At 38.4% G+C, this 13,190-nt stretch carries 10 protein-coding genes; all 10 read left to right on the top strand.

Annotated elements, in window-relative coordinates:
• Window positions 1-38 precede the first annotated feature (38 nt).
• The 10 genes from AB5916_RS02045 (at window position 39) to AB5916_RS02000 (ending at window position 13,148) form a co-directional block, all read left to right on the top strand.
• Window positions 39-1,847 (top strand): glycoside hydrolase family 13 protein, encoded by a 1,809-nt coding sequence (locus AB5916_RS02045; RefSeq protein WP_368189064.1) that lies wholly within the window; start codon window positions 39-41, stop codon window positions 1,845-1,847.
• Window positions 1,831-3,081, top strand: coding sequence for an extracellular solute-binding protein (locus tag AB5916_RS02040; RefSeq protein WP_368189063.1), 1,251 nt, complete (start codon window positions 1,831-1,833; stop codon window positions 3,079-3,081). The genes AB5916_RS02045 and AB5916_RS02040 overlap by 17 nt, the downstream gene beginning before the upstream one ends.
• Window positions 3,082-3,115: 34 nt before the next feature.
• The gene (locus AB5916_RS02035) at window positions 3,116-4,000 is read left to right on the top strand and encodes a carbohydrate ABC transporter permease (protein WP_368189062.1); all 885 of its coding nucleotides are present in this window, start codon (window positions 3,116-3,118) and stop codon (window positions 3,998-4,000) included.
• 13 nt (window positions 4,001-4,013) lie between these two features.
• Window positions 4,014-4,859 (top strand): carbohydrate ABC transporter permease, encoded by an 846-nt coding sequence (locus tag AB5916_RS02030; RefSeq protein ID WP_158420383.1) that lies wholly within the window; start codon window positions 4,014-4,016, stop codon window positions 4,857-4,859.
• 485 nt (window positions 4,860-5,344) lie between these two features.
• Window positions 5,345-6,598 (top strand): hypothetical protein, encoded by a 1,254-nt coding sequence (locus AB5916_RS02025; protein WP_368189061.1) that lies wholly within the window; start codon window positions 5,345-5,347, stop codon window positions 6,596-6,598.
• 2 nt (window positions 6,599-6,600) lie between these two features.
• Window positions 6,601-7,194: a hypothetical protein gene (locus AB5916_RS02020; protein ID WP_368189060.1), complete on the top strand. Its 594-nt coding sequence runs from the start codon at window positions 6,601-6,603 to the stop codon at window positions 7,192-7,194.
• A 212-nt stretch (window positions 7,195-7,406) separates the two neighbouring features.
• Window positions 7,407-7,658 (top strand): hypothetical protein, encoded by a 252-nt coding sequence (locus AB5916_RS02015; protein ID WP_368189059.1) that lies wholly within the window; start codon window positions 7,407-7,409, stop codon window positions 7,656-7,658.
• 457 nt (window positions 7,659-8,115) lie between these two features.
• Window positions 8,116-10,278: an AAA family ATPase gene (locus tag AB5916_RS02010; RefSeq protein ID WP_368189058.1), complete on the top strand. Its 2,163-nt coding sequence runs from the start codon at window positions 8,116-8,118 to the stop codon at window positions 10,276-10,278.
• A gap of 117 nt (window positions 10,279-10,395) precedes the next feature.
• Window positions 10,396-11,313 (top strand): single-stranded DNA-binding protein, encoded by a 918-nt coding sequence (locus AB5916_RS02005; RefSeq protein WP_368189057.1) that lies wholly within the window; start codon window positions 10,396-10,398, stop codon window positions 11,311-11,313.
• 143 nt (window positions 11,314-11,456) lie between these two features.
• Entirely contained in the window at window positions 11,457-13,148 is a 1,692-nt protein-coding gene (locus AB5916_RS02000; RefSeq protein WP_368189055.1) for a hypothetical protein, read from the top strand.
• The last annotated feature ends 42 nt before the right edge of the window (window positions 13,149-13,190 follow it).

Below are 13,190 nucleotides of genomic sequence, written 5' to 3'. Positions count from 1 at the left end.
CGAAAGTATATCAAAACCAATGCAGAATTGGAGAAAAAATGAATATACCGGCAGTACAACATCACGCAGGCTATCCAGATGTGTATCTTGCCAGCAGAAAGAGATTAGTGGTGACGATACATGCCGCGGCTGGTGATATCAAAACCTGTGAATTGCTGGTTTTCCCAAGAACTGCACCGGAGAAAATCAGCAGTTATCCTATGAAGCGTGTGATCAGAGATGAAGTGAGAGACCATTTTACAGCTGAAGTGATTACAACAGATACGTTAAGATATTTGAAATATTATTTCAGGTTGATTGACAGCACAGGAAAGCTTTATTTTCAGAATGCATGGGACACCAGTGAAAATGAACCCAGAGATGGTTTTTATGAATTTCTCTATGCAAATGAAACTAATGTTTTAAAAATTCCTGAATGGGCGAAAGGTGTGATTTACTATCAGATTTTCCCGGAACGCTTTGCTGACGGAAATCCTTCTAATAATCCTCCCGGATGCCAGGAATGGGGAACTGCTCCTAATAGAGAGAATTATATGGGCGGAGATTTGGCAGGAATCTTGGAAAAATTGGAATACCTGGATTCTCTTGGAGTAGAATGCCTGTATCTGACTCCTATATTTAAAGGGGATTTTAATCACAAATATGCTACAACGGATTATCTGGAGATCGATCCTTCGTTTGGATCAAAGGAAACATTCCGGGAACTGGTTGAGACCTGTCATAAATATGGGTTAAAAATCATTCTTGACGGAGTATTCAATCACTGTAGCATTCATTTTGCTCCGTTTCAGGATGTAATTGAAAAACAGGAATTATCACGGTATTGTAACTGGTTTTATATCAAGAGATTTCCTGTAGAAGTATCTGAAACCGATGCGGATTATGAATGTGTTGGAGATTATGGATACATGCCCAAATTGAATACAGCAAATCCGGAAGTGCAATCATATATTTACAATGTGATGGCCTTTTGGCTGAACGAATATCATATTGATGGATGGCGCCTGGATGTAGCTGATGAAATTGATCCCTCTTTGTGGGCCAGAATTAGATACAGAATTAAATCAGCGCATCCGGATTGTCTCCTTTTGGGAGAAACATGGGGAGACGGGTTTTCATTGCTAGATGGAAAATCCGTAGATAGTATCATGAATTATGTATTTCGGGATAGTGTGAGAGATTTTTTTGCCAGGGGCAGTATTGACGCAAAAATGTTTAATCACAGGATTTGCCAGATGCGTTCTCATTATCCGGAAGAAATCAGACAAGCACTTTTCCAGCCATTAGACAGCCATGATACGGAACGGTTTTTATGGAACTGTAAAGGTGATATTCGCCGATTGAAGCTGGCCGCTTTGTTCCAGATGTGTTTTCCAGGAGCTCCAAGCATCTATTATGGTGATGAAATTGGCTTAAATGGTGATAATGATCCTGATTGTAGAAGATGCATGGAATGGGAAAAAGAAAAACAAAACACGGAAGTATTATCTTTTTATAAAAAAATAATTAGTATCCGAAAATCATATTCCTGTCTACGAACAGGAAACATTATACCACTTGTATGTAAAAAAATGATATATGGGTATTTATGTCAGTCAGAAAATCAGCAGATTTACGTTCTTATGAATGGGACAGAAGAGGAATATGAGGTGCGGCTTCCTGTTCTGGAAATTGCCAGGTATAAGAATCTTTTGACTGGCGAAAGTTATGAGGCAGAAAAGCTGGTAAACACAAAATATTTTAATGAAGACATGATTCCCTGCCGGGGAAGTATAAAATTATCTTTGAAAGCATTTGAAGGTATCGTATTGAAAACAGGAGGAATGAAAGATGAGAAAAAGCAGTAAATTATTCGCTATTTTATCAACAGCAATGTTTGTGACAGCATTGGGCACAGCACCCTGTTATGCAGAAGAGGTTACCATTAATTTCTGGCATCATTATAGTGAGCAGTCTGCTGAAAACGAGACATTGAATAATGTTTTGATTCCTGAGTTTGAAAAAGAAAATCCTGATATTAAGGTAAATGCAGTTTCCCATGAATGGTCAGACCTTCATGAAAAGATTCTGATTAGTGCCAAATCTGAAACACTTCCCGATGTAGCACGCCTTGACAGTGCCTGGGTGCCTGAGTTTGAAAAAATGGGAATTTTAGTACCGCTAAACCAGGAAATGGATGATTATCAGGAAGTTGCAGACGGTCTTCTGGAAAGTGCCATGAGTACTGCGCAAATTGGGCAGGATACATATGGACTTGCGTTAAATACAAATACGAAAATATTATTTTATAATGTAAAAGCTTTTGAAGATGCCGGTCTTTTGGCACCAACCACTATGGATGAATTTATAGAAGATTGCAAGAAGCTGGCAGGCGAAAATGAAAACGGTCAGCAAATTTGGGGCTATGATGAACCTGCTTTGGCTGGATGGAATTTATGCCCATTTATCTGGAGCATGGGTGGTTCCATAACCAATGAAGACCAGACTAAAGCCACAGGATATTTAAACAGCACAGAAACCGTCAACGCAATCCAGACACTGGCTGATCTGTATAAAGAGGGTGCTATCACTGGATGGAACAGTGGCGATATTCCAATGACTGACGGTTTTGGAACTGGAAGATATGCTATGATCATGGATGGTCCATGGAAAATCTCCGAAATGGAAGGCTCTTATCCGGGTTTTGAATATGCTACAGCCCCAATGCCAAAAGGAGAGGGCGGTTCTCATTCCGTTCTTGGAGGCGAGGATATTTCCATGTTTAATACTGCAAACAAAGATGCTGCATGGAAATTCATGAAATTTATGACTGGGGAGTTTGCTCAGGAAGAAATGGCAAAATGCAGCCAGATTCCGGTAAATAAAGCTACTCTCGAAAGTGATACCGTAAAGAATGCAGATTTTGCACCATTTATCGAAGCCATTAAATCTGCGGAATCCAGACCTACTGTATCCTGCTGGTCTGAAATCGACAGTGAACTTGCAACTGCTGTAAGTGCTGTTATGAACGAAGAGAAGAGCGCACAGGATGCCATGGATGAACTGGCAGAAAAAGTAGACGATTTATTAGCAGAAGAATAAAAGAACAGACTCTTAAGTTAACGGGAGGGATCGTATGAAAACAAAGAAAAGCCAGAATATCCAGATTGGATTTCTTCTCCTTCCAGGTATTTTGATTTTTGGATTCTTTACCATTTATCCAATCGTAAAGTTATTTATCACCAGCTTTTTCAAATGGGATTTTGGCTCTATGTTTGATCAGGAGTTCATCGGATTTGCCAATTATAAAGAGGTATTAACAGATTCATATTTTCACCTGGCATTTTCCAATTCTATTGTGTATACGCTGATAACAGTACCTGCACAAATGATACTGGGACTTCTGGTCGCCATGCTCATAAACAATATTAATAAATTTTCTATTAGTTATCGAGTGGCATATTACCTTCCCGTTATCACCTCCTGGGTAATTGCATCCTTAGTGTTTAAATATGTTTTTAACACCGAAGGACTGTTAAACTATTTTCTCACCAAAGTAATACATCTGACCAGCGGAAACATCCATTGGCTGGACAGTCGATGGGGGGGAATGAGTGTTGCAATGCTATTGGGAACCTGGAAAGGAATTGGCTGGAATATGGTAGTATTTTTAGCTGCTTTGCAGACGGTTCCAAGGGACTTATATGAATCTGCAGCATTAGATGGTGCAGGAAGCATTGCTAAATTTTTCTATGTAACGATTCCGTCCATAAAAGGAACGATTCTGTTTGCACTTGTAATGCTCACCATTGGTGGCTTTAATGTATTTACATCTATCAAAATGATTACAGATGGAAATCCAGGGCATAAGACAGAAAGTGTATTAACCTGGATGTACTATAAAGCTTTCAGCACAGGTGAATTTGGTTACTCCGCAGCGCTTTCCTTTATTATTGCAGTAGTATTGGGAATATTGGCAATTGTTCAATTTCGGATGATGGACCACAGTAAACTTGATTAGGGGGTGTGGGAGTTTGAAAATATCCAAGAAAGCGGCTTATAAAGGAATCATATACCTGATTCTCACTCTGGGACTTATCATTGTTGTTCTTCCAATGATTTATATGCTGAGTACTGCGTTGAAGCCAAATGGCGCATTATATGAATATCCTCCCAGATTTTTTCCAAAAATAAAAGAAATTACTTTGGAAAATTTCCAGTACATTTTACGACAGAAAAAATTTGGAAACAATTTTATTAACAGTATTTTTGTTTCCACTGTAACAGTTGCCATAGCGGCCGTCGTTGCCGCAGCAATGGCATTCTGTATTGCCAGGTTTAGATTTCCGGGACGTAAATTTTTATTCACATTCATCATGTTAACCATGATCATACCTGGAACTACTTTAATCGTTCCTCAGTATGAGTTAGCCGTTAAATTGAAGGTGATCAATAAGTTATCTGGATTGATTCCGTTTTATGTCGCATGGGTTATTCCATATTCTACATTTATGATAAAAGGATTTGTAGAGAATATTCCCAGAGAGTTAGACGAGGCAACCTATATAGACGGAGGAAGCGTATTTACTGTTTTTTTTCAGATTATTCTTCCATTAACCAAACCAGGAATTGCTTCCGTATCCATTTTTAATTTTCTTACCGCATGGGAAGAGTTTCCCTGGGCCAATACGGTCATCAATGATGACCTGAAAAGGACCTTACCCATTGCTATTTCAGGATTTTTCGGACAGCATCAGTTTACACAGTGGGGATATGTTTTTGCTCTTTCTGTGCTGAGTCTAATTCCAATACTTGTAGTTTTTATTTCCTGTCAGAGATTCTTCATTGAAGGATTGACTGCAGGAAGTGTAAAAGGTTAATATACATACTTACAGGAAAATCGGGTAGAAAGCCATTAACAGCAGACTTTCTGCTCGATTTTTATCTATTCTTTGTGCCCGTGGTGGAATTGGAAGTTTCCTATATTGTACATGACAGTTTATAAATGATAAAATATAAGAAAAACTATATTCATTCTGCAACAGCCGGGACACAAATGGTTTCCGAAGCGAAGCGATGTCCGATTATACCAGCGGTTCTTGGTATTATGACCCTTTCAGGCACCAGGTATGTAAAATAAGACCCTGGTAGTCCTGTCAGATGAAGAATTTAATTACTTATCTGACAGCATATGGTATTTGACTACAGAATATGTTATATTCAAACATAGGCTTTTCTGTAAAAACAGACAATCTTCCAGAAATATCACATATTATAAAATATATTATAAATAAGATCGTTCAAAGGAGGACGGTTTTACAGAAAAAAGCAAATATTATGAGTAAGAGGAGGAGAAGCAGTGTTTTTGGAAAAACTTATAGGAAGCATTATCGCTTTATGGGGAATCGTTGTTTTGTATGGTGCATTTAAAAAAGCAACGATATGTAAAAAGGGACAGATAGCTTCAGGGATAGTGATAACTGTGGGAGGGATAGCAGTCCTTCTTTCAGAGATCATGAATGCCCCATCCAAGCCTAATTACGGTATAGTTAAAACTGCATCTAATAGTAATTCCTTATTCAAACCTGCATTTATTATAGTTGGAATCGGAGTGGTAATTTATATTTTTAATCTGATCTGCAAAAATAAGATAATAACAGTAGAGACACAGGAAAAAAATAAAAAAGAAGAGTTTTACAAAGAGTGCCTTAAAGCTGATATCAAAGAGTGTAAAAATGAAAAAGAAGTACAGAAAGCTAACTTGATAGCCGAAAAACATGGGATTAAATATTCGGATATATCAGATCTGTATTCCGAAGCAGAAGAATTGGTTAAAAAGAAAGAGCAAAAAGAGCTGGATGATTCTTTAAAAGTAAAAAGGGAAGAAGAAAGAGAAGAGCAGAAAACTCTTGTGAAATATGAGGGCATGACTGGAAGAGAAAAGCGGATTGCCATGCTTACTGCTGAAAGGGCTGCACTTTTGCAAACAGCAGATACCCTTAAAAGTGGAGCAAAAGCTGTGATGAATGCTTCGCAACAAAAAGAAAAAGATTGGGCAATTCATGGAGGCATTGCAAATGGAATAGCCGGTCCTGCTGCCGGAGCAGCAACGGCACTTAATATCCAGGCGCAAAATGCACAGATAAGGGCTCAGAATAAGGCAAACCTGCAGGCTTTTTCCCCACTAATCACGAATTCTTATATGGGAGCCGTTTCTTATGAAAGCCAGGCGAGAGGAGTTGCAGCATCTATTGATAGTGCCAAGACAAAACTGCTGGCGAAAGACGATGTGCAGACCTGTTTGAAAAGACTTGCTTTTACAGAGACTAAAGTTGAAGTATCGGAAACTGGAACCTGTACCGTGACTACGAAAGTTGCTCTTACTGAACCCTTTACAATATTTGAGGATGTAAAAGCGGTTATCGATGGAACAATAATAGCAAAGATCTATGATGGAGAAACGCTGGTTGGAACTGCTGCTCTTGTACTACCTTCCAAAGGAATCGGTTATTACCATGATCCTTACCCGTTAAAGGGAATGTGCCTTTATTGCGGAAAAAAAGACAGAGACTACCGGGTAGAATTTGCAGCTGTTGATTTATGGGCTATGGAGATATGATTATGAAAAGAAATAAGAAGTGTAATATAGCAGGGATTTTGTTTACGCTGCTTTTAATATATGAGACATATAGTTATGTGATGTTTCTAAAAGTGCTATTTAAATATGATATAGAGACGGCATGGAGGCTGCTATACTTCCGTTCTTATGCAGACGGGGGTGAATGGGTGATGCTTATAGGGAAACCAGTTGCAATATGTTCGCTAGTAATCATGATCACTTCTTCATTCAGATTGACCAAGGCAGGAATCGGGATACGAAAGAAAACAGCAATCGTATATTTTTTTGCACAGTTCAGCATGTGGTCAGTTACTTTTAGCCTTAATACATATCATGCTATCTTAAATAGTTGGTCTATGAGAACTTTCCTGTATAACGTGTGGAACTTTGGAATGATCTATATTTGTGTGATTGTATATCTGATTGCATATTGTTTATACCGGAGTGGAAAAGCAAAACAGAAAGAAATCGTTCCGGATACGTGTAGCGAGGAACGGAAAATAAGCTATTATAAAAATCTGCTGGATCATAAAGTAATAACGCAAAAAGAATATCAGTCCATGATAGAGAAGATTAAGATTGGACAACTAATGTAACAAGGAGCCGCCGGAAGAATCCGGCGGTTTTTTGTGATCATTAGCGGAATAGTGCAGTGGTGGTCATGACAGTGCCCATCTAATTAAGGTACGCCGAAAGTCTGTATTTTCTGTGTTGATATCAGATTATAAAATCATAGCTTGAAACTCTTTTTTTGGCATGTTATTATACTGTCGTGCTGTGTTTTAGAAAAAAACATGAGAAAAGGAATATGCAAAGTTCTCAGAAAACTATACAGAAGAAAGAGGAAATTAAATTGCCAACAGAAAAACCAACCCAGAATACCAGTTCGAATACAGATATGGGTAATATATGGGTCAAAACGGCCTCAGCGAAGCCTGAAACCCGCATAAACACAGGGGATTTGGTCGATATTCCCAAGTTATCACCGATGATGCGTGAATATAATTTTGCAAATTCTGTTGATTTCCGCATAAACACTGGGGTTACAACTTATCTTTAATAGGCAGAGGAAAAACATCAAAATGCCATCTAATGCTATTGAAAAGTAATGAGTAATCTCAAACGGAAATTAAAACGTGGTACAGATATGGGTCAAAAAACAACATTTTAAAAAGATGAAAAAACACGGCTCAAATATAATAATAATTTTAAATACATAAGTACATGATTTCTATTACATATCAGCGTCAAATGGTATCAACCGATACCGAATATTCGTAAAATGTGGTCAAGACATGATCCTGAAAACAACCTTTTCATTTTGTAAAAAAATCCATTTTTCTCATATATTATGACGTCAGAAGCTTTATATAAGCTTCTTTTTTTTGTACCTTTTTTAAAATACATATTAAAGATGACACAATTATTATGATGAAAGGAGATTAGAACGATAAAAGAGAAGGAATTTTATATGATTAAAAAGGATCTATTCCAATTTTAGTTTAAGGAGAAAAATTATGGTTACAGTAAGAGGTATTTACAAAAAAAAGATCTATTTCAATTCTGAAAAAGGGCAATCAGCCTTTTTATTAAAACCTGCGGAGGGTACTATTCCTAAATATCTTACTGAAAATGGTTACATCAAAGCTACAGGACGTTTTTGCCTGCAGCAGAAAAACATGCCTTTAGCAATTGATGGAGACTGGAAAGATTCCGAATATGGGAAAGAACTACATATCCGGAATATCGTTGAAACTTCCTGCTCTAATGAAGAAACGGTTGACTTTATAGAAAGTCTTGGAACTGTAGTTTCAACAAGAGATGTCAGGAGGATAGCAAGGGCTGTTAACGGAGATATCTTTTCCGCAGCAAATAATGATACAGCTGAAACGGATATCTCTGAAAAGACTCACGCAGATTTTACATCAGTATCAGAAGTATTTAAAAAGGTACGAGCCTTGAAAACAGAATTGGACCTGTTTAAATTTTTAAGTGAATATAACGGGACGTATGAACAGTCTTTAAGACTTATCAAAAAATATCCTGATAATGCACTTGAAATGCTACTAAATCACCCTTACCAGGTTGCAAAAGAAGTAAATATACCGTTTCGTATGCTGGATCAAATTGCTCTTGACAGGGGGATCGATGTCTTTGACGAAGAAAGAATCGATGCGATTTTATACTGGTGTATGAAAAGAGAATCCAGTTCAGGAAATGTGTATATTACTTTCGATCAGCTTTTTAAGTCGGTATCCAGACAGTATAAGGATATTCCAAAAGAAGTGGTGGAAAAATCTTTACAGGATCATCAATATATAAAGAGCGATCCTGATTATCCGGATTCTTACTATGAAGCAGAAATGCTTAATGACGAGATAAAAGCTTCTCTAAATTTTGCCCGTCTTCTCCGTACCAGAAAAAAGCTTCCTTTCCATCCAGAACTTATAGATAAGATTGAAAAGGAAAGGGGTTTTGCTTTTGGTAACCAGCAGAGACAGGCTTTTCAGCTTTTACATTCGACAGGTGTAATGCTTCTCACAGGTGATCCTGGAACCGGAAAAACAACAACTGTTAACGGGCTTCTTAAGTATCTGGAAATGCTTTGGCCGGAACTTTACGGTAAGCTTCCGACTTTTGCTTTATGTGCTCCAGCTGGACGTGCCGCCCAAAGAATGAAGGAAACTACAAACAGGAATGCTCAGACTATCCACAAACTGATAGAGTATCAGCCTTATGATGGAAAGGAGTATTATAAGGATGCCTTTGACCCCATCAAAGCAGATGTTATTGTTGTAGATGAGGTTTCCATGCTCGGACTATCAACTTTCAGCAAACTGATAGCGGCTATTGAAGATGGGGCTCTGGTTATGCTTGTAGGTGATACAAACCAGCTTCAAAGCGTAGAACCAGGGAATGTCCTTCAGGATATCATAGATTCCGGGTGTGTTGACAGATGCCATCTGTCAGAAGTTTTCCGTCAGGCAGAAGAATCTCTTATTAATCGGAATGCAAAAAAAATCATCCACGGTGAAGAAGATCTTTTAACTGGCCCTGGTTTTAAAATCATTCAATGTACACCGGATGAGACTCAGGATATTTTAAGGGAAACTGTACAGGATATGATTGAGACATATGGCGACATCAATAAGATACAGGTGCTTTCTCCGGTAAGAAAAGGAACCTGTGGTGTTAAAGATGGAAATGTCCTGCTACAAAATATCTTTAATCCTGGAAAAGGAGGAATCTGGCATGGCTATCGTAACTATAAATTGAATGATAGGGTTATGATGATGTCCAACAATTATTCACTTCAGTATTATAATGGAGATGTTGGATACATTAAGAAGATCACAGATTCTTCCATGGATATTGTTATCGGTGAAGAAAAGATAACCCTTCCCAGAGAGCAATATAGCGATATGGATCTCGCTTATAACTGCACGGTCCATAAATCGCAGGGGTCTGAATATGACGACCTGGTAATCGTTCTTCAGGAAGCAGCAGCTGGTATGTTGGACCAAAACCTCCTGTATACTGCTGTAACCAGAGGCAAAAAAGAAGTTCGCATTATTTATGAGAACGATTCCCTTAAGAAGGCAATCCGTACAGCACGTAAAGGCGGACGTAACAGTCATATGGTACAGAGGATTTACAAAGAATTGAACATTATCATTTGAAAAAAGCCCTTCGGGGCTTTTTTTCTTGAGAAAGTTTTTATCTTACATATTAAAGGTGATACTAATAAATTATGAAGACCGGAGTGAATTAAATATCCGGCGAAAGGAGAAAACTTTATGAATATTGGGATTCTTTCAGGACACTTAACTGCAGATGCAACTTTTACACCAGGAACTGATCAGAGTAAAAACCGGGCGAAATTTAAGTTAGCCGTATCGGATTCATATGATAAAAATCTGGTCTCTTTCTATACCTGTATTGCATTCGGACCCAAAGCCAATTACATAGGAAATGGGCTTCAAAAGGGAAGGTTTCTCAAAGGCTGTGAGGCAAGAGTAGAAGGCCGCCTAAATGCCAAGGATTTTACGGATGAAAACGGAGTGAAACATACATACCAGGAACTTACTATAAATGAAGTTGAAGGCTCTGTGCATAAAGCTTGGTTCGAGGGTCAGAATCAGCAAAATGTTCCGAGCTCTGGTAATAACCAAAGACCGCAGTCTTATATTGGTTCTGCAGCCCATGCAGGAAGACCACAGGGAGATCAGGAATATTATGGTACTCCTCGGGGAAACAGACAGAGCCAGCCCCCATATAACGGTTCCACAGCTCCTACTGGAGGTCCACAGGGAGGCCAGGAATATTATGGTACTCCTCAGGGAAACATCCAGAGTCAGCACTCTTATAACGGTTCCGCAGTTCCTGCAGGAAGACCACAGGGAGGCCAGGAATATTATGGTACTCCTCAGGGAAACGTCCAGAGTCAGCGCTCTTATAACGGTTCCGCAGCTCCTGTAGGAAGACCACAGGGAGGTCAGGGATATTACGATACTCATCAGGGGAACGTCCAGAATCAGCGTTTTAATGATCCTCAGAGAGGTCAGGGAAGTCCTTCCAGAGACTTTTCACATACCGGAGAACCAGCACCTCTTCCAGATGCTCTTCCTCCAGCTCCTGATTTTGCTTCAGGAAATGGACAGGGATCAAATGCTGATGGTGGTGGTTTCCATCCTGCAAAATTTGGAAGTTATTAAACCGGATTTTGGAAAAGAGCTTTCGGGCTCTTTTCTTTTTTTGCTATTTTTCTGTAAAAATTACATATTAAAAAGAAAAAAGAAAGGAGTAGTTTGTTTTGTTAAGAAAAAGAATACTGGCAATGACATGTTTTAGCCTTTCCATGGCTTCTGTGTTAACAGGATGTTCCCTAACACCTCAAAAAACACCGAAGACAGAAGCCTCAACAGAAGTAAAACCTGTTGTTCCGCAAACAGAAACTCAATCAGAGACAGCTGTTCAAACCGAAACAAAGGCTCTGAAAGAAGCGTCTTTGAAAGATGTACAGGTTTCTGTTGAAAAAGGAGGACGTAAAGGAAATGTAGAACTTCAAATTGAAGATTCTACAGGATCTAAACAGATTTCTGAAAATTTTGCTTCCTCATCTTCAGCCTTTTCTTCTCAGGATTCAGAAGAAAACGGGGTGTATATGGATTCCGACTCTGTATTATATGCACGTGATGGAAAATGGAAGGAAATACAAGGCGATTATCAGGATATCTTTAACTTGATTTATTCTGATGAATGTGACAAAAAAGAGGATACCGTGATCAATGATAATGCCTGTTATCATCTGTCTTTAGACAGCGATGATAATATAGGAGCACTCCTCGGGTACTGTTATATGAATGGATACTCAGATATTGTCTGCGGAAGTACTCATTTTGACTTCTATATAAACAGAGAAACGAAACAATTTGTGAGAATTGATGTTTCAATGCCATTTTTAGCTACAGCTGGTGATAGTACAGATACTAAAGGGGAAATTTCGGGAAGTATTATAGTTACGGATACAAACGCTGATGCCATAGTAAAACCGGAAACTGAAAAAGAGGATACCAAAACTGCTGCGTCAGATTATAAAACTGGAGAGATTCTTGGAGATAAAAATGCCTACCAGAACCAGCAATTTGGAATTCAGATCCTTGGACAGGATCTATTTACTTTTGATTCTGCTAAAACAGATGAATTAAAAGGCAGTTATATAGATTCTGGAAGCAAATATCAGGAAGAAGCCTATGCATATGGAGATGGAGTAATTCTTAATATTTCATCTATTGAAAGCAACGGTTCTTCTACGGAAGATATTATAAAACAATATCTGTCTGACAGTGCAGCAGAAGAGGTGAACGCTGGGGAGCAGATTAAACTTGCAGGAAACAATTATGCAACTGCGACTTCTATAATTAATCAGACACAGACCAAGACTTATGGAACCGGTGTTGACGGGCAGGTTCTTATCTTTACATTGTATTATACGGATGTTGCAACGATTGATTCTTTCGAAAAGAAGAATATCTTCAGTACATCAGAAAACCCGTACTGGGAAGCCGAATGCTGGACCTTGGAAGGAAAATATCAGGTAACAACGCCTAAAGGCTATTCTATTGTTAAAGGAGAAAGTGGAGATCTCTATGTAGATATGAAGTCTTCGTTTGATGAATTAAATGTTTTTGCTATCGAGAACAGCAGTATTGATACTGAAATTGTGAATGAAACGGTTACAGAAGGAAATACCACAAGAGAAGTCAAGGGTCAGGAAGATGTTACATTGGCAGATGGTTCTGTCATGAAATATCTTATGGTGTTCAATACTGAACCCAATCTGACATATTACACTTATGTCGGATTAATACAAAAAGATACGGCTGTCATTAAGATTTATGCTGTAAGTAGTGCTGATAATGCAGATTTCAAAGCAACTTACACTGATGTCGCAAATAGCATTTTCATACCAGAACAAGACACCACGGCTGAACAGGAAAATTCAGATGCTCAGACGGATGCTCCGTCTGAAACAGCAGTAATGCAGTGAAAAACAGCTATTTTACTGCTAAAATGACATATTAATTATGGA

The sequence above is a fragment of the Blautia sp. 1033sp1_1033st1_G9_1033SCRN_220408 genome, from assembly GCF_040929965.1.
GTDB classification, from domain to species: Bacteria; Bacillota; Clostridia; order Lachnospirales; family Lachnospiraceae; genus Blautia_A; species Blautia_A ammoniilytica.
This window is presented reverse-complemented; position numbering and strand designations above follow the sequence as displayed.

Coding starts and splice junctions, on each gene's coding strand:
- AB5916_RS02045 (WP_368189064.1), top strand. CDS start 39: ATGAATATACCGGCAGTACAACATCACGCAGGCTATCCAGATGTGTAT.
- AB5916_RS02040 (WP_368189063.1), top strand. CDS start 1,831: ATGAGAAAAAGCAGTAAATTATTCGCTATTTTATCAACAGCAATGTTT.
- AB5916_RS02035 (WP_368189062.1), top strand. CDS start 3,116: ATGAAAACAAAGAAAAGCCAGAATATCCAGATTGGATTTCTTCTCCTT.
- AB5916_RS02020 (WP_368189060.1), top strand. CDS start 6,601: ATGAAAAGAAATAAGAAGTGTAATATAGCAGGGATTTTGTTTACGCTG.
- AB5916_RS02015 (WP_368189059.1), top strand. CDS start 7,407: ATGCAAAGTTCTCAGAAAACTATACAGAAGAAAGAGGAAATTAAATTG.
- AB5916_RS02010 (WP_368189058.1), top strand. CDS start 8,116: ATGGTTACAGTAAGAGGTATTTACAAAAAAAAGATCTATTTCAATTCT.
- AB5916_RS02005 (WP_368189057.1), top strand. CDS start 10,396: ATGAATATTGGGATTCTTTCAGGACACTTAACTGCAGATGCAACTTTT.
- AB5916_RS02000 (WP_368189055.1), top strand. CDS start 11,457: ATGGCTTCTGTGTTAACAGGATGTTCCCTAACACCTCAAAAAACACCG.